This window comes from Actinomadura craniellae, assembly GCF_003289645.1.
In the GTDB taxonomy this organism is placed as follows: Bacteria; Actinomycetota; Actinomycetes; order Streptosporangiales; family Streptosporangiaceae; genus Actinomadura_D; species Actinomadura_D craniellae.
This window is the reverse complement of the sequence record NZ_QLYX01000001.1, coordinates 462,665-484,046: the sequence shown is the minus strand read 5'-3', so window position 1 is coordinate 484,046 and position 21,382 is coordinate 462,665. Positions and strand designations below refer to the sequence as shown.

Annotated in this window: 20 protein-coding genes; 7 read left to right on the top strand and 13 right to left on the bottom strand. The window is 71.6% G+C overall.

Going from position 1 to position 21,382, the window contains the following annotated elements:
- Positions 1 to 4: 4 nt before the first annotated feature.
- From DPM19_RS02095 to DPM19_RS02075, 5 genes are all read right to left on the bottom strand, one after another.
- Positions 5 to 1,060 carry an MCE family protein gene (locus DPM19_RS02095; protein ID WP_111863027.1) on the bottom strand — a complete coding sequence of 352 codons (1,056 nt, stop codon included), beginning with the start codon at positions 1,058 to 1,060 and terminating at the stop codon, positions 5 to 7.
- The gene (locus DPM19_RS02090; protein ID WP_111863026.1) at positions 1,061 to 2,080 is read right to left on the bottom strand and encodes an MlaD family protein; all 1,020 of its coding nucleotides are present in this window, start codon (positions 2,078 to 2,080) and stop codon (positions 1,061 to 1,063) included.
- On the bottom strand, positions 2,077 to 2,940 hold the full coding sequence (locus DPM19_RS02085) for an ABC transporter permease (RefSeq protein WP_111863025.1): 864 nt from the start codon (positions 2,938 to 2,940) through the stop codon (positions 2,077 to 2,079). The genes DPM19_RS02090 and DPM19_RS02085 overlap by 4 nt, the downstream gene beginning before the upstream one ends.
- Entirely contained in the window at positions 2,940 to 3,758 is an 819-nt protein-coding gene (locus DPM19_RS02080) for an MlaE family ABC transporter permease (RefSeq protein WP_111863024.1), read from the bottom strand. Before DPM19_RS02080 ends, DPM19_RS02085 begins: the two co-directional genes overlap by 1 nt.
- Before the next feature lie 583 nt (positions 3,759 to 4,341).
- Positions 4,342 to 4,950, bottom strand: a complete 609-nt coding sequence (locus tag DPM19_RS02075) for a TetR/AcrR family transcriptional regulator (protein WP_111863023.1) — start codon at positions 4,948 to 4,950, stop codon at positions 4,342 to 4,344.
- A gap of 244 nt (positions 4,951 to 5,194) precedes the next feature.
- Here DPM19_RS02075 and DPM19_RS02070 point away from each other — a divergent pair, with 244 nt between their 5' ends.
- The gene (locus DPM19_RS02070) at positions 5,195 to 6,406 is read left to right on the top strand and encodes a PucR family transcriptional regulator (RefSeq protein WP_111863022.1); all 1,212 of its coding nucleotides are present in this window, start codon (positions 5,195 to 5,197) and stop codon (positions 6,404 to 6,406) included.
- Between the two features lie 27 nt (positions 6,407 to 6,433).
- Here DPM19_RS02070 and DPM19_RS02065 read toward each other — a convergent pair whose 3' ends face one another.
- Both DPM19_RS02065 and DPM19_RS02060 read right to left on the bottom strand, forming a co-directional pair.
- Complete coding sequence (locus DPM19_RS02065; protein ID WP_111863021.1) at positions 6,434 to 7,099, bottom strand: TetR/AcrR family transcriptional regulator; 666 nt, start codon at positions 7,097 to 7,099, stop codon at positions 6,434 to 6,436.
- A gap of 17 nt (positions 7,100 to 7,116) precedes the next feature.
- Positions 7,117 to 8,262 carry an amidohydrolase family protein gene (locus DPM19_RS02060; RefSeq protein ID WP_111863020.1) on the bottom strand — a complete coding sequence of 382 codons (1,146 nt, stop codon included), beginning with the start codon at positions 8,260 to 8,262 and terminating at the stop codon, positions 7,117 to 7,119.
- A 278-nt stretch (positions 8,263 to 8,540) separates the two neighbouring features.
- Here DPM19_RS02060 and DPM19_RS02055 point away from each other — a divergent pair, with 278 nt between their 5' ends.
- A complete protein-coding gene (locus tag DPM19_RS02055; protein WP_111863019.1) occupies positions 8,541 to 9,086 on the top strand; it encodes a peptidoglycan-binding domain-containing protein in 546 nt (181 codons plus the stop codon).
- A gap of 109 nt (positions 9,087 to 9,195) precedes the next feature.
- Here DPM19_RS02055 and DPM19_RS02050 read toward each other — a convergent pair whose 3' ends face one another.
- Positions 9,196 to 10,215: an oxygenase MpaB family protein gene (locus DPM19_RS02050; RefSeq protein WP_111863018.1), complete on the bottom strand. Its 1,020-nt coding sequence runs from the start codon at positions 10,213 to 10,215 to the stop codon at positions 9,196 to 9,198.
- 91 nt (positions 10,216 to 10,306) lie between these two features.
- Between DPM19_RS02050 and DPM19_RS02045 the strand changes: the two genes are divergently transcribed.
- Positions 10,307 to 10,927, top strand: a complete 621-nt coding sequence (locus DPM19_RS02045) for a TetR/AcrR family transcriptional regulator (protein ID WP_233509743.1) — start codon at positions 10,307 to 10,309, stop codon at positions 10,925 to 10,927.
- A gap of 36 nt (positions 10,928 to 10,963) precedes the next feature.
- Here DPM19_RS02045 and DPM19_RS02040 read toward each other — a convergent pair whose 3' ends face one another.
- The 4 genes from DPM19_RS02040 to DPM19_RS02025 all read right to left on the bottom strand — a co-directional run bounded on the left by DPM19_RS02040 (position 10,964) and on the right by DPM19_RS02025 (position 15,964).
- Positions 10,964 to 12,205, bottom strand: coding sequence for an oxygenase MpaB family protein (locus DPM19_RS02040; protein ID WP_111863017.1), 1,242 nt, complete (start codon positions 12,203 to 12,205; stop codon positions 10,964 to 10,966).
- Complete coding sequence (locus tag DPM19_RS02035; RefSeq protein ID WP_111863016.1) at positions 12,202 to 13,248, bottom strand: PucR family transcriptional regulator; 1,047 nt, start codon at positions 13,246 to 13,248, stop codon at positions 12,202 to 12,204. The genes DPM19_RS02040 and DPM19_RS02035 overlap by 4 nt, the downstream gene beginning before the upstream one ends.
- Before the next feature lie 141 nt (positions 13,249 to 13,389).
- Positions 13,390 to 15,219: a hydroxysqualene dehydroxylase gene (locus tag DPM19_RS02030; RefSeq protein WP_111863015.1), complete on the bottom strand. Its 1,830-nt coding sequence runs from the start codon at positions 15,217 to 15,219 to the stop codon at positions 13,390 to 13,392.
- 133 nt (positions 15,220 to 15,352) lie between these two features.
- On the bottom strand, positions 15,353 to 15,964 hold the full coding sequence (locus DPM19_RS02025) for a TetR/AcrR family transcriptional regulator (RefSeq protein ID WP_111863014.1): 612 nt from the start codon (positions 15,962 to 15,964) through the stop codon (positions 15,353 to 15,355).
- 126 nt (positions 15,965 to 16,090) lie between these two features.
- Here DPM19_RS02025 and DPM19_RS02020 point away from each other — a divergent pair, with 126 nt between their 5' ends.
- Together DPM19_RS02020 and DPM19_RS02015 are read left to right on the top strand one after the other, a co-directional pair.
- Positions 16,091 to 17,560 carry a flavin-containing monooxygenase gene (locus DPM19_RS02020; protein ID WP_111863013.1) on the top strand — a complete coding sequence of 490 codons (1,470 nt, stop codon included), beginning with the start codon at positions 16,091 to 16,093 and terminating at the stop codon, positions 17,558 to 17,560.
- 58 nt (positions 17,561 to 17,618) lie between these two features.
- Positions 17,619 to 17,903 carry a twin-arginine translocase TatA/TatE family subunit gene (locus DPM19_RS02015; RefSeq protein WP_111863012.1) on the top strand — a complete coding sequence of 95 codons (285 nt, stop codon included), beginning with the start codon at positions 17,619 to 17,621 and terminating at the stop codon, positions 17,901 to 17,903.
- A gap of 12 nt (positions 17,904 to 17,915) precedes the next feature.
- On the opposite strand, the gene DPM19_RS02010 is transcribed toward DPM19_RS02015, so the two are convergent.
- A complete protein-coding gene (locus DPM19_RS02010) occupies positions 17,916 to 19,253 on the bottom strand; it encodes an aspartate aminotransferase family protein (RefSeq protein WP_111863011.1) in 1,338 nt (445 codons plus the stop codon).
- A 180-nt stretch (positions 19,254 to 19,433) separates the two neighbouring features.
- Here DPM19_RS02010 and DPM19_RS02005 point away from each other — a divergent pair, with 180 nt between their 5' ends.
- Complete coding sequence (locus DPM19_RS02005) at positions 19,434 to 20,456, top strand: Gfo/Idh/MocA family protein (protein ID WP_158566676.1); 1,023 nt, start codon at positions 19,434 to 19,436, stop codon at positions 20,454 to 20,456.
- Entirely contained in the window at positions 20,453 to 21,379 is a 927-nt protein-coding gene (locus tag DPM19_RS02000; protein ID WP_111863009.1) for a Gfo/Idh/MocA family protein, read from the top strand. Before DPM19_RS02005 ends, DPM19_RS02000 begins: the two co-directional genes overlap by 4 nt.
- The last annotated feature ends 3 nt before the right edge of the window (positions 21,380 to 21,382 follow it).

The following is a 21,382-nucleotide window of genomic DNA, read 5'->3' as shown; positions in this document are numbered from 1 at the left end:
GCCATCAGTTGCCCCCGACCACGAGTCGATCGAGGGTGCGCTGGTCGGGCACCTTGCTGAGCCGCATCTCGCCGCGGGGGCAGGGGTCGGGTGCCAGGGTCAGGCAGGGGACGGCCCCGGTGACGAACTGGCCCCGGTCGAACATCTGGTACATGTGCTGGAGCTTCGGCCCGATGCCGTTCATGATTCCCTGCAGCGGTGCCAGGTTGCGGCGGGTGCCGGACGTCACGACGGTCAGCCGGCTGATCAGCTCGTTCAGTTCGGCGGCGTTGTTCCCGGCCACCAGGTCGGTGGTGCGCAGGGTGGCGGCCAGCTCGCTGATCGCGGCGTCGACGAGGGCGCTGTTGTCGCCGAACGCCTCGGTCAGCGTCGCCAGGTCGTCGGTGGCGGTGGCGATCTGCTTGTCCCGCCGGGCGAGGACGCCGGTGACGGTGGAGAAGTCCGCCAGCATCGACTTGAGCGTCTGCCGGCGTCCGGCGATGGTGGACGACAGGCCGTCGATGTTGGCCAGCAGCCGGGACGCGTCCGCCTCGTTGCCCTCCAGGGCGGTGTAGATGGCGGCGAGGATGTCGTTGACCTGGGCCGGTTCCAGCCCTCGGGTCAGCGGTTCGAGCCGGCTGATCAGGTCGGTGACGTCGACGACCGAGCGGGTGCGGGCCACCCGGTCGCCGTCGTTCAGCATCGCCCTGTCGGTGCCGGGAACCAGGTAGACGACCCGCTGGGCGATGGCGTCGCGCCAGCGGACCGCCGCCTCGCTGTCGCGCGGCACCCGGTACGCGGCGCCGATCTTCAGCTCGACCTCGGCCTTGCCGCCGCGGACCCGGATCTCGCCGACCTGGCCGACCGGCGCTCCGGCGATCTTGACCTTGTCGCCGGAGCGCAGCCCGCTGGCGTCGGTGAACACCGCGACGACCTGGTAGGTGTCCCCGAAGCCGAGCCGGGCGATCTGGGCGGTGATGAAGAAGGTGAGCGCTCCCGTGAGGGCGAGGAACGCCACCAGCTGGACGACCGAGGACCGGCGCTGCCGCACCTGGGCGTTCTGGAAGTGTGATCTGGCCATTCAGCGGCCTCCGGGGGTGGCGGGGCAGTCTCCGACGCCGAGCAGCAACTGGCACGGGTCGGTCGGCAAAACAAGGTTGGCCCCGAGCAGCCGCCGGTTCTGCGGGCCCGGAGTCCGAGTCATCTGGCCGTAGGCGGGCAGCATGTCGATGACCGCGCGGACGCCCGGCCCGGCGACGTTCAGTTGCGCGCTGAGGAACGCGGCCGAGCCCTCGAAGGACCGGCCGGCCGCCCTCAGGTTGCCTTCGTGCGAGCCGAGACCGTGCGCGAGCAGGGACGTGACCTCCGAGACGCCCCGCGCGGTCCGCAGCCCGCGCCCCTGCCCGGCGGTGAGGGTGTCGAGCAGGGCCGCGGACGAGTCGATGGTGACGGCCAGGTCGGAACCCATCCCGCGCAGCCGGGCGAGCCGCCCGAGGTCGGACAGGAGGGCCGCCGTCGGGCCGCGCTGCCGGTGGGCGACGTCCACGAGGGTGCCGGTGTTGCGGAGCAGGCCGGCGAGGTTCGGGCCGGAGGCGCCCAGTCCCTGGCCGAGCGCGTCCACGATCACCGCGACGTCCTCTGCGGAGACCGCGGCCAGGACCCGGTCGGCGTCGCCGAGCAGCGACGTCAGGTCGAGGCTGTCGGAGGTGCGCATGATGTGGGTGCCGTCGCGGAGGAAGGGCCCGGTGGCCTCGTGCGGGCCCGGGATGATGTTGAGGAACTTGGGGCCGAACACCGACTCGGGCTCCAGAGCCGCCACCGCGGTGTCGGGGATCCGGACGCCCCGGTCCAGGTGCAGCGTCAGGCGGGCACCGCCGCGCGGCGCGAGTTCGATCCGGCTGATCCGGCCGACCGTGACGCCGCGCAGCTTGACCGGGGAGGCCGTGGTGAGCCCCTGGCCCGCGTTGCCGAAGTCGGCGGTCAACCGCATCCCGTCGTCGGCGAACGGCTTGGCGACCATCAGGTAGGCGATCATGGCGAGCGTCAGCGCGGTGGCCAGAGTGATCGCGATCCGGCGGCCGCGGGGAAGGTCCTGGTTCATCCGGCCAACCTCACCGTTCCGCCCTGCCCCCAGAACACGTAGGACAGCAGCAGGTTCAGCGTGACGATCGTGATGATCGACAGCCGGATCGCCTTGCCGGCGGCCCGGCCCACCCCCGCCGGTCCACCGGTGGCGTAGTAGCCGTAGTAGCAGTGGATGGTGATGACGGCGAAGGCGAACACCCCGACCTTCACGGCGCTGTAGAACAGGTCCCGTGGCGGCAGGTACAGGTAGAAGTAGTAGTCGTAGACACCCGGTGCCAGGCTGAAGAACGAGGTGGAGATGAACCGGGTGGCGAAGAAGCTGGCGAACAGCGCGATCAGGTACAGCGGCACCAGCGCGATCAGCGCTCCCACGACCCGGGTGCAGATCAGGTAGGTGAAGGAGTTGATGCCCATGACCTCCAGGGCGTCGATCTCCTCGCTGATGCGCATCGCGCCGAGTTCGGCGGTGAAGGACGAGCCGCACTGGGCGGCCAGGGCGATCGCGGCGATGATCGGCGTCGTCTCGCGGACGTTGATGAACGCGCCGATCAGGCCCATGAACGACTCGGCGCCGATGACCTCCAGCCCGGTGTAGGCCTGCAGGCCGACCTCGGTGCCCAGGAACAGCGACATGATGAAGATGACGAAGATCATGCCGCCGCCGACGACGGTGGCGCCGACGCCGATGACGATGTCGCTGACCTGCTGGGCGACGGTCTTGATGTAGCGCAGCCGCAGCACGATGTCGCGCAACGTGTAGAAGACGACCTTGAGGAAGAACACCGGCCACTCGGCCAGGTCGGCGGTGCGGCTCGCGGCCGCCGAGGAGACCCGGCCGGCCCGTGCCGAGGTGGCGTGGGGGACGCTGATGTCCATCAGACCTCCGGCGGGAAGGCGAGGAAGTAGATCGTCGTGATCACGTAGTTGAAGGCGAAGATGAGCATGAACGCGACCACCGTCGCCCGGGTCACCGCGCGCCCCACCCCGATCGGGCTCTGCGCGCAGTTCATGCCCATGTGGCAGGCCACCAGCGCGGAGATCATTCCGAACAGCCAGGCCTTGAGCAGGGTGACGAAGAGGTCGGAGATGCGCAGCAGGCCGAGCGCGCCGTCGAAGTAGGCGCCCGGGGTCACGCCCTGCAGCACCACGTTGAAGAAGAACCCGCCGACCGCACCGGACATGATGACCAGCGAGGCGAGCATGGTGGAGACCAGGCTCGCCGCCCACATCCGCGGTGTCACCAGCCGGTGCACCGGGTTGACGGCCATCACCTCCATGGCGGACAGCTCCTCGCGGATCCGCCGGGCCCCCATGTCGGAGGTCATCGCCGAGCCCCCGGCTCCGGCGATGATCAGTGCCGCCGCGATCGGGGCGACCTCGCGGACGAGGCCGACGATCACCGCGCCGCCGGTGGCCGACTGGGCGCCCAGCTGGCCCGCGAGATCGCCGACCTGGAGCGCGACGGTGGCGCCGAGCGGCAACGCGATCATGATGACGGGCAACGTGGTGACCCGGATGAGGAACGCGCACTGGTCGACGAACTCCCAGAACCACGTTCGTACTTCCCGGGTGAAACGCAGTGCCTCCAGGCCGACGGCGAACAGCGCGCCCATGGAGACCAGGCCGCCGTGCGCGCGGCGCACGAGCAACCGGTCGCTGAGCGGGCGGCGGAGGGGTGGTGCGGTGGGGTGCATGTCTGGCTTCTTTCTCCGGAAGGGAGCGGAGCCTTGCGCCGGCTGCCGTGACCCGCGCACGTCGTGTGCGCGGGCCGGTCTGCTCGGATCGGCGGCGTCGCGGCCGCCTCGGCCTCTTCTACGTTCGGCCGAGCGGTGTTTCCGCACGTTGAGGAGCGCCGGGCCCGCGCAGGATGCGGGCGGGGTCGCACGTGGAGCGGCGGGCGCCGGTCAGGCCGTGCCCCTGGCCGGGGATGAGAAATCCACCGGTGCAGCCGGCCCCGTCGAAGCCGTTCATCATTGCCCTCCTCAGAGCGTGGGCACGGCCGCCGCCATACCTGACAAGGAGGGGTGGACGGTGATCACGACCCACCCGACTCCAGTGCTGGGCACCTGCTCAACATTGCTGGGCATATGCCTAGCATGGACCAAATCGTGTGGTCAAGGTCACAGAAGGGACCAATGTTGCGGGCCGCGCCCCGCCCAGCCCCGTGTTCGGGGTGTTTTCCAAAGGTCATCGCACTACAAGCGCCACCCAGGGGCGATGTGCTGGATCCAAGAAAACATCGAAACCGGCCGGGCGGCCGACGTTCGCTCCGGAGCGCTAGTCCGGCTGGGGACGCCGGGGCTCCCGGGGGCCTTCGAGCCGCTCGAGATGCCGCTCGACCAGCGCGAAGGTCTCGGCGTGGCCGCTGGACATGCCCAGCGCCTTCTCCATCATGATCATCCGGGATATACCCGTCATGAGCACGACCAGGGCGCCCGGCGAGAGTTCGTTCGGATCAATCTTGTAGCGCCGCACGAGGCCGGACACGGCCTCGATCTGCCCACGCCGGAACCGCTCCGAGTAGTAGGCGATCTCCGCACGGATCGCCTTGCGCTGGTTGGCCAGACCGACGAACTCCATCGTCAGCGAACTGGCCTCCGTCTCGGTGCTGAACTCCCACAACGCCCACAACGGCTGCGGCGACGCCAGCGCCGCGGCCTGGTGCTTGAGCCCCTCCTCGGCACGCCGCCGGAAAACAGCCAGGAACAACTCGTCCATGTTGCGGAAGTAGTAGTGCACCAGTTGGGGCTTGAGACCGGCCTTGGCGGCGACCCGCCGCGAACTCACCGCGGCGTATCCCTCCTCCAGCAGAAGCTGCTCCGCCGCGTCGAGCAGAACGGAGCGGTTCTTGGCATCCGGCGCGCCCAGCCTGCGAGACGACGCCATCCCCTTGCCTCCATGACCTCGAATAACTCACACCCCACCCACCGAGCATCGTAGCGCGGCCCACAGCAGCGGCCCTTGACCGCGCCATCGCCTCATGCTAAGCAGGTGCCCAGCATTGCTGGGCACTTGCTCAACATAAAACCGGGACGGATCCCCCTCCGTCCACCCATGTAAAACACCGGGCAGTCATGCGATCGAGACCCGGTAGCGGCTTCATCAGGCTCAGACGGTCGGAAGGCTGCCCATGACTGAGACCCTCGCCCACCCCACCCACCTGCAGCGGCTTCCCTGCGAACTCGCCGAGGTCCTGCGCCCCCGGCTGCCGCGCATAGCGAACGAGATCGTGGAAGAAATCCGGCAGTGCGTGCCCGAATTCGACCGGCCCCTGCGTGGAACGTTCAGCGCCCAGGTCCGGAAGGACGCCGAGCAGTGCCTGATCCGGTTCGTCGACCGCATCGCCGACCCTTCCGCTCCCAGCGCCCATGACGTCGAGGTGCCGCGCTCGCTGAGCCGGGCCGGGCTCCCGGAGGGGTGCACCATGGGCGCGCTGCAGAAGGCCTACCAGGTCGGGGGCCGTGCCGCCTGGCGACACTTCGCGGCCGCCGGGATGGAGGCCGGCTTCTCCGCGGAGACCATGTGCGTTCTGGCCGAGGCCATGTTCGCCTACATCGAGGAGATCGCCGCGCACTCCATCCAGGGCTACTTCGAGCCGGGAGCCCCGACGGGCAGGGCCGCGCACCGCCGGCGGCAGTTGCTGGAGCTGCTGACCACTCCCGGTCATGTCTCCCCCACCGCCGTCCACCGCATGGCCGTCGAAACACAGTGGCGGCTGCCCGCCAACGCCGCCTGCGTCGCCCTGGAGGAGTCCTGGCAGGACGTCCACCCGATCGCGCCCTCGGTCGGCCCCGACGTCCTGATGGATCTGGAACACCCCTACCCCTTCCTCCTCGTCCCCGACGCCGACGGCCCGGGCCGCCAGAACATGCTCGACCGGGCCCTGGACGGCCTCGCCTACGCAGTCGGCCCGGCCCTCCCACTGGCCCAGGCCGCGCTGTCCCTGCGGCTGGCGCGCCAGACCCTCGCTCTGGCCCGGCGCGGCATCATCCCCACCGACCCGCCGCCGCGCAGCACCGACCACCTGTCGACCCTGCTGCTGTTCAGCGACGAGGACCTCACCAACCTGATGATCCAGCGCGCCTACGCCCACACCGCCAAGCTGGAGGTCCGCGATCGCGGGCAGTTGCTGGAGACCCTGCTGGCCTCCCTGGCCACCGGCGGCACCGCGCCGGAGCTCAGCACCCACCTCCACGTGCACCCCCAGACCGTCCGCTACCGGCTGCGCAAACTCGAGGAACTGTTCGGCGACCGGATCCAGGACCCCGGCTGGCGCTTCGACATGCAGTTGGTCCTGCGCTCCCAGGTGCTCCTGAAGAAACAGCGGGGATCGGCAGGCTGAACCGGACGGCCGCAGGGACGGCCGGTGTCAGGGGCCGGCCGCGGGGTCCGGCGCGCGCTGCGCCGCCAGCCGCGTCAGCCCGCCGAGGGCCAGGGCGACATAGGCGTCTTCCAACTGGGCGGCCTGTTGCGGGCCGGGGTCGTGCCGCCAGTGCGCCAGGACCGGCTCGATGGCGCCGAGCGCGACGATCACCGCGGTACGAGCCCGTGTTTCGTCCAGGCCGAGTTCGGCGACGGCGCGGGCGGTGAAGTAGCGCACGGTGATGCGGTCGCGGGCGCGCCGGTCCCGGCGCAGCGCGGGGTCCCAGCCGCCGCCGGCACGCAGCGCGGCCAGGGTGGCGCCGCGCTGCGCCTCGGCGTGCAGCACGCCGCGTACCAGCGCGCGGAACATGGCCTCCAGCGTTCCGGCCCGTTCGACCTCGCCCGCCAGCCGGGTGTGCAGGAGCACGATCTCTCGCTGGTAGACCGCCGTCAGCAGCGCGCCCCGGTTGGCGAAGTGCTTGTAGATCAGCGGCCGGCTCACCCCGGCCGCCTCGGCCACGGCCTCGATCGAGACCTCCTCCACCGGGCCGGTGGCCACGAGCCGCGCGGCCACCTCGATCAACGCCTCCCTGCGGCCGGTGCGGGTCAGCCGCGGTGATTCGAGGTCGGCCGCCTGCTCGGCGCCGGCCGCTCCTGCATGCTCACGCCCCATCGTGACATCTTGTCACCTCAGGGTGCGGTACCGGTGAGGAGCTCGGTCATGTTGCCCGCGTAGAACCGGGCCCGGTCGGCGTCGTCGCGGCCGACGAGGGTCTCCTCGAACTTGGCGATGGGGTCGCGGCCGCCCTCGGGGTGGGGGTAGTCGGTGGAGAACATGAAGAGTTCCGCTCCGGCCTGCTCCATCATCCAGCCGACGGGCTCGCCCGGGAACGGGGTGAACTTCAGGTGCCGGCGGACATAGTCGGAGGGGCGTTCCCGCAACCGGCGCAACGGCTCCTCGGTACGGCGGAACGCGCGGTGGGCGTAGTCCAGGTGGTGCATCCAGGAGACGACCCAGCCGGCGCCCTGCTCGATGCAACCGCCGCGCAGGGACGGGTAGCGGTCGAAGTGGCCGTCGAGGATCAGCGCGCCCAGGAAGAGCTCCGGGGAGTGGTGGACGGCCAGGAAGTCCTTGGAACGGATGTTCTCACCGCCGCCGAGGTGGTCGGTGACCGGCATGGCGTTGTTGTGGAAGGCCGGGTCGAGGAGACGCCCGCCACCGCCCACGTGCAGGACGAACGGGACACCGGCCTCGTCGAGCACGCTCCAGAAGGAGCGCAGGTCGGGGTGGGTGGGCGACCGGTCGCCCGCGGGGGTGGAGGGGACCAGGATCGCGGCGCTCCCGGCGGCGACGGCCTGTTCGGCCAGCGCCGTCGCCCGCTCGGGATCGGTGAGGGGCACGGAGGCGACGGGCAGCAGGCGGTCGTCGCCCTTACAGAAGTCGGCCACGGCCCTGTTCTGGGCCGCGCTTCCGGCGTAGAGGCGGTCGAGGTCCTTGCCCGCGAACAGCAGGGAGGAGAACGTGGCGAAGACGAGCTGCCCCTGGAATCCCAGCAGGTCCAGGGCGCGGCTGCGCTCCGCCGGGTCGAACGCGCCCATGGCGTGCCAGCCCTTGTCCAGCAGCAGGCGCTCCTCGGCCGCCGTGGCGGCCGAGCCGTCGGTCCGGCGGGTCTCGGCGCGGGCCGTCGCGTCCTCCAGGAGGGGCCTGAACGCCTCCATCCGGTCGCGGCGCAACCGGTCGCGCTGGTCGGGATCGAGGAACTCGTCGAGAAAGTCGGGGAGCTCCATGACGTGGCTGTCGGCGTCCAGGATGGTGCGTTCTCCGGCATAGGTCACGGGAGAGTCCTTCCGTGGGCCGCGCGGGGAACCGCTGCGGCACCGGCATGGGTGACGTTTTGTCACCGGTGTCGGTGACAAAATGTCACGCCACTTCCCGGGGCGCAAGGGGTCCGGGGCTCGGGGGCGGCCCTGCCCGGCCGCTCGGCCTGCCCGAGGGTGGATCGGCGAAAAGTTCGCCGCCAGTGGTGACCGGATTGTGCCTGTTCGACCGCCAACCTTCGTCGCCGCCGATTCCTCTAAGCAGACGTAACCAGCAGCATTGACGGGAGACGGCAATGAACCTCGCGCGGATGGCGGTCACCGCACTGGCCACTGTGGGCATCACGATGAGCGGTGTGGCGCTGGCCGGGCCCGCCTCGGCCGACCCCGACCCCTACTCCCAGGCCCTCGGGCTCTCCTGGCCCACCCTCAAGCGGGGGCAGATCAGCGAGGAGGTCCGCACCCTGCAGTGGCTGCTCAACTGCCACGGCAAGAAGGTGGCGGTGCCCTCGCACTTCGGCCCCAAGACCCATGCGGCGGTGTACGCCTTCCAGGCCGAGCTGAGCGATCGCCCCGACGGCGTGGTGGGCACCGCCACCTGGGCCCTCCTCGTCGGCAAGGGCTCCATCGTCTACGCCGGCACCGGCAACGACTGCGTCCGGGCCCTGCAGGTGGCGCTCAACAAGTGGCGCTACGACGACGACCTGCCGATCACCGGCTACCTGGGCCCCCGTACCAAGGCCAAGCTGCACCGGTTCCAGTCCGCGCACGGCCTGCCCAGCACCCCCGAGCCCGACGTGCGGACCTGGAACAAGCTGATCGCCACGCCCGCCGGCAAGTGACCGCGGCAAGGACGAACGGAGCCGCCGCGGCCGTCGTCCGCGGCGTGCCGGAGCACACCACGGACGACGAAGCCCGCTTCGCCCTGGTCAGGCCGTGATCAGGCCCTGGTCAGGCCATCGCCTCGGCCTCCTCGCGGCTGCGCACCGGGTCGGCGCCGGGTTCGTACGTGGGCGCGGTGGGTTCGCCGCTGGTGCCGGCGGCGACCCTGGCCTGTGCCTGCCGGAACTCCGGGAGCGGGCCCGAGATGGTGTGGGTGGCGTTGAGGGCCAGCCAGAGGACGGTGCGGCGCGCGCGCAGTTCGACGGGGTTGGGCGGCCGGTGCATGACCATGCGGGCGGCCCAGTCCGGCATGGTGTCGCGGATGGCCCAGTCCATGAACGGGCCGGTGAGCAGGGTGGTGGGGGTGTCGCGGAGGTTGGGGCCGGTGCGCGCGGCCTTGCCGGGGGTGACCGCCAGGCGGGGCAGGTACTCCCGGAGGCATTCGAGGGTGTCGGCCTTGGTGGTCGGCAGGTCGGTGCCGCCGAGGGCGTGGCCGACCCGGACGAACTCGCGGTAGTAGCGGTCCAGTTCGGTCCCGCGCAGCGGGCGGGGGTGGTAGCGCTCGTGTGCGGTGGCCAGGCCCCAGACCACGGTGGCGTAGTTCCAGCGCAGCCAGTCGGGGTCGTCGGCGTCGTAGGCGAGGCCGTCGGGGCGGGTGCCCTTGACGGTGTGGTGCATGGCGCGCACGGTCCGGGCGAGGCGTTCCGCTGTTTCGGTGGTGCCGTAGGCGGTGCCGATGAAGAACGACAGGGAGTGCCCGAACCGTACGGCGGCCCCTTCCGGGTCGATCTCGCCGGTCGGCCTGCCGTCGGCGTCCTTGGCGGCGATCCGGGAGTGGTCGGCGCCCATCCAGTGGATGCTGGGGTCCAGTCCTTCCAGGTAGGCCGCGCACGCCAGCCCGAAGGACAGGACCGGCATGTGGGAGTGCACGTGCCACACCGCGCTGTCGGGACCGAACCAGCCGGGGTCTCCTGCGGGCTCGGCGAAGTCGAGCCCTCTGAAGTAACGCGACCGCACGTGTGTGTCGAAGGCGCGGTCGAACCGTTCCGCGAGGTGCCGGGCGAGTTTCTGGTGGGGCAGGGGGATCATGCCGGACTCCCAACTCTGGCTACAGGTGTAGCCAGAATACGCCTTTTCTGGCTACACCTGTAGCCAGGGTCCGGATGGATAGGGTGGGACGGTGGCGAACCCCGCGGAGACCGCGCCGACCCGGTGGGCCGGCATGCCGCTGGCCGCCCGGCGCAGCGAACGCCGCACCCGGCTGGTGGAGGCTGCGTTCGAGCTGTTCGGCACGCAGGGCGAGGCCGGGGTGTCGGTACGGGCGGTGTGCCGGGCCGGCAACCTGCACGCCCGCTACTTCTACGAGAGCTTCGCCGACACCGACCAGCTCCTCGGCGCGGTCTACGACAAGGTCGCGGCCGAGCTGGCCGAACGCCTGCCGGCGGCCCTGGACTCCGCCGGTGACGACCTGGCGGAACGGACCCGGGCCGGCATCCACACCGTGCTGGACTTCAGCTCGGCCGATCCGCGCCGGGGCCGGGTGCTGTTCACCGAGGCCCGCGCCAACCCCGTGCTGGCCGCGCGCCGGCAGGCCACCCAGACCGCGTTGATGGACGCCGTCCTGCAGGAGACCCGGATCCGCCCGGCCGCCGACCCGCGGCTGGCGCGGGTGGGGGCCGCGATGTTCACCGGCGCGATGGTGGAACTCGCCCAGCAGTGGCTGGCCGGCGGCCTGGGCGATGATCTGGACGCCGTCGTCGGCCACGCCGCCGCGCTGCTGCCGACGCCGCCCACGGTATGAAGGCCGGGCCGGTCGCGACGTTGCGACCGGGGGCCGTCAGGAGTGGGCCGCCTCGGTCCGGGTGTCATAGCGGCTGTGCGAGCGGTCGCCGCGCTGCTCGTCGATCAGGCGGTGGACCATGGCGGTGCGCAGCCGGTGGCCGAGGCGTTCGGACAGCCCGGTGGCGCCGGGGACCAGCCGGCGGGCGCTCTCCGCGACGAACACGGTGGCGGCGGTGCCGATGACCGCGGCCCGGTAGAACCTGCTGTCGGGAGCGCCGAGGAAGTCGGCGTTGCGCCTGCCGAGGATCAGGCGGCTGTAGGCGAACAGGTAGTTGGTCAGCGCGCGGCGGACCGGGTCGGAGTCCTTCCAGCGCGGCGTCAGCAGCAGCGGGGCGGCGGCGTCCATCAGCGCCTGGGCCAGTTGCCGGGAGTCCTGGTCGGGCAGGAACTCGGTGGTGGCCTCCAGCCAGTACAGCCGCCAGGCGTCGGCCGTCGTGGCCGGGAGCAGGCGGGGGTCGATGCCCATCAGGTACCCGACGTAACGCCACAGGTGCATGACGGCGGCCTGGTCGGTGGCGGAGAACTGGAGCCCCAGGGCACGCGAGGCGAGCAGCATCACCTGGGAGAACAGCAGCAGGGTGCCGGCGAGCTGGACCTGGTTGACGGGCGCGTCCCAGGCGTCGTGGTCCCAGTCGTCCCGGCGGTGCATGGCGGCGCGTACCTGGGCGTGCATGAGGCGTACCCGCAGGGTGCCCGTGCGGCCGGCCGCGAAGCGGTCGAGACCGCCGGGCGTGGTGACGTCCACCCACCAGCCGGCGGTCTCGGCCAGCCGGCGCGTGGCCATGGTGTCGAGATAGCCGGTGCGCACGAGGGTCTTGTTGGCGCGGGAGGCGAGGTAGCCCCCGTAGAGGGAGGCGCACGGCATCACCAGCGTCAGCCCCAGCAGCCCGGTCCTGCCCACCACCCGGGCACCGCGGTCCAGCAGATCCGGGTCCACCCAGTAGGGGACGGCGTCCACCGCGGCGAAGAACTCCACCAGTTCGCGCGGGGGGTCGTCGAGGGCGTCGATCCCCTCCGTCAGGGCCCGCTCGAAGAGGCGGCGGCCGGCCCCGCCCGGAAGCCGGGCCATCATCTCCACCACCGCGTCGGCCGGCGGATCGCCGGCACCGGCGAACGAGCGGAACGCCGACAGCTGTGCCGGCGTCGCCCGGATGTCCCCGGGGGCCAGCCGCAGGGTGGTCTTCCAGGAGCCCCGGGTCATCCAGCCCGGGTGCGGCAGGCGCCGTTCATGACTCATGTGTCGTGGCCTTTCACCGTCTCGCCCTCGGTGCTCCGGAGGCACCGTGGGGCCGTGTCGTGCGGGTCGGGTCCGGGCCGCGGGCCGGCCGCGGTCAGCAGCCGGTGGGTGCGCAGCGCGATCAGGTAGTCCAGGGTCTGCGCGGGGTCGTCGATGGCGGGTCCGAAAAGGTCGGCGATCTGGTGCATGCGGTGGCGGACCGTCTGCGGGTGGGCGTGCAGCCGCGCGGCGACGGAGACGGCGTTGCGGCCGCACTCGAGGTAGGCCAGCAGCGTTTCGGCCAGGCAGGCGCGCCGGGCGGGACGGAGCCGCTGGAGGGGCGCCAGCTTCCGGGCGGCCAGTTCCCGGGACAGCGCGCGGTTCTGCAGCAGGAGCAGATCCCGCGCGTGGTCGATCACGTACACCGCGGTGTGCCGGGCCAGCAGGTCGGCGGGCAGCAGTTCCAGGCCTCGGCGGGCCAGCCGCCAGGACGACTCCGCGCGGGAGGCCCCGACGGTGGGGCCGACGACCCCCGGGTCGTCGCTGAGCAGCGTCTGGAGCACGGACCGGCGGCCCGGGCCCTCCGGGTCGGGAAAGATCAGGCAGGGCAGGCCCTGGTGGAGACCGGTGAGGATGTCCGCGGGCAGGAATCGCCGCACCGTGACCGGCCCCTGCGGCCGGTGCATGGCCACGACCGCGAGCGTCCCGGGGAGCTCCCAGCCGGCCCGGACGGCGGCCCGGCGCAGCCGGTCCGGGTCGCTCGGGGAGCTCAGCAGCAGCTGGACGAGGTCACGCCGGTGCACGTCATCGGGTGCCCCGCACTGGCACGGGTCACCGCCGACCTCACCGGCACCGGTCAGGACTCCTGCGGCCGTGGCGGCCCGCCGCAGCCGGCCGATGTGTTCCAGCGCGTCCCGGGCGACGGCTTCGGCCTGGTCGGGGGTGCACTCGACATCGTTCCGGGCCAGCCCGACGGCCAGCGAGAGCGCCGCGTCGACGGCCTGGTCGATCGGATCGGGCGGGCCTGGCCGGCCCGCCGGAGCCCGTGTCCCCTGCTTCGTCATGGCGACGTGGCCAGGTGGGAGAGATGGACGGAAATCGGCATGCCAAGCCTTTCAGCCGTTCGCGGCCGGCGGTCCGGGCGCCGGCCGCCGACCGCGAACGGCGGCCTTTCAGGGAGACGGGGTGAACACAGCGGCCCGTGCTCAGGGCTTGTGGGGGTCCCAGACGTCGAGAAGGGCGGGCTGCCCGGCGGCGAAGCGGGCATCGTCGTTGGCGTAGAGACCGTTGAAGATCTCAGGCTGCCAGAGGTCGACCAGCTTGGCGGGGGTGCCGCCGGCGCCGGACGCCTCCAGGATCGCGTTGGCGGCCTTGCGACCCGCCTCGTTGGCGCCCTCCATGGTGGCCAGGTTGATGCCGGCGCGGACGTAGTCGGAGGCCAGGTACAGGTTGGGCACCTTGGTGGCGGCCTCGGGCCGGTTGTACCAGGAGCCGGGCGAGTTGATCATCAGGGGCTCGTCGTTGGCGGCCTGGGGGGTGCCGTTGCCGGTGATGGCGGGGTCGAGGAAGTAGGAGTGGATGTTGGAGTCGGTCAGCCGCAGCCCCCCGAACGGGACGGCCTTGCGTATCTGGGCGATGACCTCGTTGAAGATCTGTTCCTTGGTGCAGTCGCGGGCGGGCTTGTTGTAGAGGATGCCGGGCCGGTCCCAGGCGGAGATGTCGACGGACAGGCAGTCGTTGACCTCGCCGTTGCCGTAGGTGGTGCCGAACTTCTTCTTCCAGAACTGGGCCTGGTTGATCGAGGTCAGCGCCCAGGGCTGCCCGGCGTAGGCGACGTGCCCGTTGGCCAGGTTGATGGGCCGCTTCAGGTAGATCATGAGGCCGTTCATCCAGTCGACGGACAGGTCACGCAGCGACTTCAGGGTGGGGTCGATCGCCAGGATGTCGTCGTTGAGCAGCGGGACGGCGCGCTCGACCGGGACGGCCAGCACGTAGTGGTCGGCCTCGACGGCGGTGGCGACGCCGCCCGCCCCGCTGACCTGGGCGCCGCTGATCCGTCCACCGGCGACCGACAGGCGGGTGAGCGTGGCGTCCGAGACGAACTGGACGCCGAGGGCGCGCAGCCGGGCCACCCAGGGGTCGATCAGCGCCTCGTTGGTGGGGGCGTTCAGCAGCCGGTCGGGCTCCTCGTAGCCGCCCAGGCCCAGGGTGCTGTAGACCCACGCCTCGGCCATCAGGCCCATGGTGTGGGCGTTGGCCTTGTCGGGCTTGGCCGCCACCAGCGTGCTGGTGAACATGTCGACCAGCATCTCGCTGTATTCCTTGGACTTGCCCTCCACCCGCACGAACTGGGCGAAGCTCATGTTCTCCCACTGCTTGAGCCGCCGTTGGGGCCCGCTGGAGACGAACGTGATCATCTTCTGCAGGAAGAACGCCACCTCGTCGGCGGGCACGGTGGTGAACACCCCGAAGGCGGTGCCCAGGAAGGCCAGGAGCGACTCGGGGCTGAGCGTCCCGAGGATGCTGCCGGCCGCGGGCAGGGTGTACCTGCGGCCGTTGTAGAACGCCGCGACCTCCTTGCCGGCCACGAAGTTGTCGTAGGCGGTCCCGCCGCCGGACAGCGGGATGCGCTTCATCGTGTCCGGGAGGTTCTGGTAGAAGCCGGGGAAGAAGCGGAAGCCGTGCTCGGCGGGCAGGTCCTGGCGCCCGCCCGACCCGGTTCCCGGCACCGGCATGCTGCGGCACTTGCCGCCCCATGCCTTGCGCTCGTACACGGTGACCTGGAAGCCGCGCTCCGCCAGCTCGTGGGCGACGGTCAGGCCGCCCATCCCGCCGCCGAAGACCGCGACGCGCCGGCCGGGCGCGTACCGCCCGGTGAGCATCCGCCGGGTCTGCGCGGCGGCCGGGGTCGAGCTGACCGTACCGGCCACTGCGGCCGCGCCGGCCGCTGCCAGCGCCCCGGTGACGAACGATCGGCGGCCGAACCCGCCGGTGTTCTCGGTCGGTCTGTGTTCCTGTGGGGTCTGGTCGTCCACGGATCACTCCTCACGGGTCCCTAACCGACACTCATGTCGGTTAGTGGGGTGGGCACCCACTATGAGGAAGGCCGCCGGGGGCGTCAACCCCCGGCGGCCTATATCCGTCCAAATCGGCCCATATACGCCCGGGCTACCCGGCGTTGCCGAGCCCGGTCCACAGCAGCCGCATCGCCCCCTCCACCAGCACCGCCCTGGGCACCTGGGGGTGCCGGTCCCACCACTGCGCCACCCCGTCCAAACCGGTAATGATCAGTTCGACCATCGCCTCGGCGACCGGCTCGTCCGGATCCACCCCCACCGAGCGCATGTCGCCGGACAGCAGCGCGGTGACCGCCTGGGCGCGGGACTCACGAATGCCCTGGCGGACGACGCGGATCTCCGGATCGTCCTCGTCGGTACGGTCGAACAGCAGCTTGCGCGCCTCAGGCCGACTTTGAGCAAAGCCGAAATAGGCGTCGATCGTTGACCGCATCCGGTCATGTGGCGCCCCCGATCCGGTGATGCGTGCCCCGACGTACTCCACCAGCGCCGTGTTCTGCTCCTGCATCACCGCCAGCAGCAGCACCCGTTTGGACGGGAAGTGGTCGTACAGCACGGTGCGCGCCACCCCGGCCGCGGCCGCGATCTCGGCAAGCGAAGTGGCGTGGTAGCCCTTGCCTGCGAAGATCTTCAGCGCCGCGGCGGTGATCGTCGCCCGGCGGGCCGGTGCCCGCATCCGCGACTTCGGCGCGGTCTCACTCATGGCCTTGACTCCCTCCTCCGTTGGCGTCACTCTAACCGACATGGATGTCGGTAATTTGCTCCCCCGTCCGTCCGCGGGGACGCATGACCGGCCCGGGGCCACCGCCGCGACACGAGGGAGCCGCACATGGGGCAACAGAACCTGTCGATCGCCGTCGTCGGAAGCGGGTTCAGCGGGATCGGTCTGGCCATCGGCCTGAAACGAGCCGGGTTCACCGACATCACGATCTTCGAACGGGCCGACGACGTGGGCGGCGTATGGCGCGACAACACCTACCCGGGCGCCGCCTGCGACGCCCCCTCGCACCTGTACTCCTACTCCTTCGAGCCCAAGCCCGACTGGACGCGCCGGTTCGCCGAGCAGCCCGAGATCCTGGACTACCTGCGGCACTGCGCCACCGAGCACGGGCTGCGGCCCCACATCCGGTTCGGCACCGAGGTCACCGAGGCCGAGTTCGACACCACCCGCCACCGCTGGCGGGTGCGCACCCGTGCCGGTGACAGCCACGAGTTCGACCTGCTGGTGGCCGCGTGCGGGCAGCTCAGCAACCCCGCCACGCCCAAGCTGCCCGGCATGGACGGCTTCACCGGCGCCATGTTCCACTCCGCCCGCTGGGACCACCGGCACGATCTGGCGGGCGCCCGCATCGCGGTGGTCGGCAACGGCGCCAGCGCCATCCAGTTCGTCCCCCTCATCACACCCGACGCCAAGTCCCTGACCATCTTCCAGCTCGAGGTGCACTGGATCAGCCGCAAACCCGACCGCGTCTACCCGCGCTGGCGGCACGCCCTCAACCGCAGGCTGCCCGTCGTGCAGCGGCTGTCGCGGCTCGGGATCTTCCTGTGGTTCGAGCTGGTACTCAACCCCTCCCTGATCTCCCCGCGCGGGCGCCGCCTGCTGTCGGCCCCCGTCCGCACCCTGTGCCGGTACGCCCTCCGCTCGGTGCGCGACCGGCGGCTGCGCGACCGGCTCACGCCTCGCTACGAGCCCGGCTGCAAGCGCATCCTGACCTCCAGCGAGTACTACGAGACCCTGAACCGGCCCAACGTCCGCGTCGTCGACAGCCCCATCACCGAGATCGTGCCGGACGGGGTCCGCACCTCCGATGGCGAGCACCATCTCGTCGACACCGTCATCTGGGCCACCGGCTTCCGGTCCCAGGACTTCGTGGCCCCCATCCGCGTCGTCGGCTCGCACGGCCAGGACCTCGACACGGCCTGGAAGGACGGCGCCCGCGCCTACCTCGGCCTGGCCGTCCCCGGGTTCCCCAACTTCTTCCTGATGTACGGCCCCAACACCAACGTCGGCTCCGGCTCCATCGTCCACATGCTGGAGAGCCAGATCGCCTACGTCGTCCAGGCCGCCCGGCTGCTGGCGGGCGGCGTCGCCTCGATGGACGTCCGGGAGGACGTGCACGACCGCTTCGACGCCGCCGCCCAGCACCGCCTCGGCACCTCCGTCTGGAACCAGGGCGGCTGCGACAGCTGGTACCTCGACGCCGACCACCGCAACACCAACAACTGGCCCGGCTCCATGACCGGCTACCGCCGCCGCACCCGCCGCCTGGACCCCGCCGACTACCGCCTCCAGCACTGAACCCGGCCGGACCCGAGGTCAGCGTCCCCGGTCCGATCCCACCAAGGCAAGGAGCATCATGGCGAACTTCGGAACCACCGAGATCCTTATCGTCCTCTTCGTCCTGCTGTTGCTGTTCGGCTCCACCAAACTGCCACAGCTCGCCCGTTCCCTCGGCAAATCCGCCCGGATCCTCAAGGCGGAGACCAAGGGCTTGTACGACGATGACGAGCCGGCCGCGGACCGGCCCGAGGCCGCCGCCCGGCCACGACACGGGAACGCCGCCCACCCGAACGCCCTGCAGCCGGGCCGGCCCCTGGAGTCCCTGCCGCTCTCGGATCCCGCCCGGCTCCGCGAACGCTGAGGACCGGGGGCGTCACCCGGTGGAGGACAGCAGGCCGTCGTCGCGGATCGTGCGGAGGACGTCGCAGGCCGCCTCCAGCGTGCGGTCGACGTCCTCCTCGGTGTGGGCGGCGGAGATGTGGTTGCGCTTGAGGGCGAGCGGGAGCATCAGGAAGCCGCGGTCGGTCATCCGGCGGTGGAAGGCGACGTAGGCGGCGTCGGCGTTGCGCATGAGGTCGCGGTAGCCGCGGATCGGGGCCGCGGCGAAGTAGAGGGCGAACACACCGCCGAAGCCCGCGGCGGTGCCCTCGATGCCCAGTTCGGCGCAGGCGGCGGTGAGGCCGGCGCGCATGCGGTCGCCGAGCGCGTGGGTGCGCTGGTAGAAGTCCGGATGGTCGCGCAGGTACCGGATGGTGGCGATCGCGGCGGCCGATGAGACCGGGTTGCCGTTGAAGGTCCCGGCCAGCAGGACGTCGCCGCCCGCGGAGCTGAAGTGCTCCATCAGGTGCCGGGGGCCGGCGAGCCCGGCGATCGGGTAGCCGTTGCCCATCGCCTTGCCGAACGTGGTGAGGTCGGGCATGACGCCGCAGACCTGCTGGTAACCGCCGAGGGCGTGCCGGAAGCCGGTGATGACCTCGTCGAAGATCAGCAGCGAGCCCTGCTCGGCGGTGAGGGCGCGCAGTCCCTCGACGAACTCCTGGTCCGGGACGAGGGCGCCGACGTTGTGCGGGATCGGCTCCATGATCACCGCGGCGATCCGGTCCGGGTGCGCCGCGTAGAGGGCGCGGACGGAGTCCAGGTCGTTGAACTCGGCGATCAGGGTGGAGTCGAGCGCCTCGGGCAGGATGCCACGCGACAGCGGGTCGTTGCCGTAGGCCCGGTCGGGTGCGGAGATCACGTTGCGGGCGACGGCGTCGTGCCAGCCGTGGAAGCCGCCCTGGAACTTGACGATCAGCGGGCGGCCGGTGACCGTGCGGGAGAGCCGGATCGCCTGCACGACGGCCTCGCTGCCCGACATGGCCGAGATCATCTGCTCGGCGGACGGGATCGTCTCGGTGACCAGCCGGGCCAGTTCGACCTCGGGTTCGGTGACCCCCCAGCCGACCAGGTCCAGGCCGCCGATGGCGGCGCGCACCACGTCGTCCACCTCGGGCGCGGCGTGGCCGAGCAGGATCGCGCCGAACGCCGCATGGTAGTCGAGGTAGCGCCGGCCGTCGGCGTCGGTGACGTACGCCCCCGCCGCGGTCGCGATCGCGTACGGCGGGCCGACCAGGCGCGTGGCGGAGTTGACGCCGCCCGGGATCACGGTCCGCGCGGCGGCGAGCAGCTTCGCACCGGTGGAAGTCTGCCCGGCCAGATCGGCGGTGGTCATGGAGAAGCCCCCAGTGAATTGGCGTTCTGTTACAGCCCTGTTTCGGCATGGGATCTTTCATGGAAAGGCGTTCCATGTCAACACCCAATGGCCGCGAGATCGCCCTGAACAGGGGCTCATCAAAGATAAATGCGATCACCCCTTGACAGAAGAATCACCTCGGGATCAGGATCCATCGACATGGAATCCCATTCCGTGCCAGCCCGGGTGCTGGTCGTCGGCACCGGCTTCATCGCCGCGCAGCACGCCGCGGCGATCCACGCCGAGCCGCGGCTGGAGCTCGCCGGCGTCGTCGACATCGACCCCGGCCGGGCCGCCGCGGCCTCCCGCGCCAACGGCGGCGTGCCCTGGTTCACCGACCTGGGCGCCGCCCTGGCGGAGACCGGTGCCGACGGTTGCGTCGTGTGCACGCCGAACGACACCCACGCCGACATCGCCGTCCAGGTGGCCGCTGCGGGCGCCCATCTGCTGATCGAGAAGCCTCTCGCCACCGATGTGGCCGGAGCCCGGCGCGCCGTCACGGCGTTCGCCCGGGCCGGCCGGGTGCTGATGCCCGCGCACAGCCACCGCCACTACGACTACGCGCTGGCCGTGCGGGAGGCGATCGGCTCCGGTGACCTCGGCGCGGTGGACCTGGTCCGGCTGTCCATCCTGGGCGGCTGGATCTGGCCCGACTGGCGCGGCTGGATGCTCGACCCGGCCCGTTCCGGCGGGCACGCCCTGCACAACGGCGTCCACCTGCTGGACCTGGTCACCTGGTGGACCGGCGACACCCCCGAGACGGTGTACGCGCGCGGCCGCCGCCGGACCGCGCCCGAACTCGGCATCCACGACTACCTGGAGATGACGGTCGGGTTCGCGGGCGGCGCGGTCGCGGTGTGCGAGATGAGCCGCGGCCACGCCCCCACGTCCTACGCCCGCCGCGACGTGCTGGTCACCGGGACCGGCGGGATCCTCACGCTGCCCTGGGACGCCGAGGCCGGCACGGTCACCGACGAGTCCGGCACCGCGCTCCTGCCGCCCGGCGGCACCGACGGGTTCGCCACCCAGATCGCGGCCTGGGCGGACGCCCTCACCGGGGCGCCGCCCGCCGTGACGGGGGCCGACGGCCTGCTGGCCGTGGCGATGGGCGTCGCCGCCGAACGATCGATCGCCGACGGGCGGCCGGTACGGGTCGCCGACGTGCTGGAGGAGGCCGCGTGAGCGGGGCACTGCGGACGCTGCCCTGGGGTTCCGGCGGGCTCGGCACCCAGGACCACCAGCGCGACATGTACCTGCCCGCCTTCCGCGGGCACCCCGGCTTCACCGTCGTCGAGACGGCGGCGGGCGACCTCACCACCGCGATCGCCGAGACCGGCGCCCAGGTGGTCAGCGTGTGCGCGCCGCCCGAAGAGCGCGCCGCCCGCATCGTCGAGGCCCTGCGCGCCGGGTGCCACGTGCTGGCCGACAAGCCGCTGGCGCTGGACGTCGCGGACGCCGAGCGGGTCGCGGCCGTCGCCCGGGAGACCGGACTGGTCTGCATGCCCGCGCACCACCACCGGTTCGGCGCCGCCGTCCAGGCCGCCCGGGGCGCCCTGGCCGCGGGCCGGATCGGCCTGCCCTGGAACGTCCAGGCCGACTTCCTCGTGGACGGCGGCGACCCCTGCCCGCAGGGCGAGCTGGTCAACTTCGGGCTCTACCCGGTGGACGTGGTGCTGGCCCTCACCGGCCAGGCCGTCGAGCGCGTGCACGCCCTGCCCGGCCGTGACCCCGCCCGGTCCACCCTCCTCCTGCTCGACCACGAGCACGGCCTGACCAGCACGATCACCGTCGGCCGGCTGCACGGCACCGCCGCCGCGCCCGGCATGGCGCTGCACCGCTACCGGGTGAGCGGGTCCGGCGGCGTCATGGACGTCGACGCCACCCGCCCCGGCGCGACGGTCCGGACCGCGTCCGGAACCCGCACCGCCTGGCACGGCCCCGGCACGGTCGGCCGGATGCTCACCGCACTGCACGCCGCGATCGTCACCGGGCGCCCGCCCGAGGTCGGGCCCGGCGACGCGCTCGCGGCGCTGCGCGTCACCGACGCCGCGACCCGTTCCCTCACCCTCGGCACACCCGTGTCGCTCGACCCCTCGGAGGTCTGATCC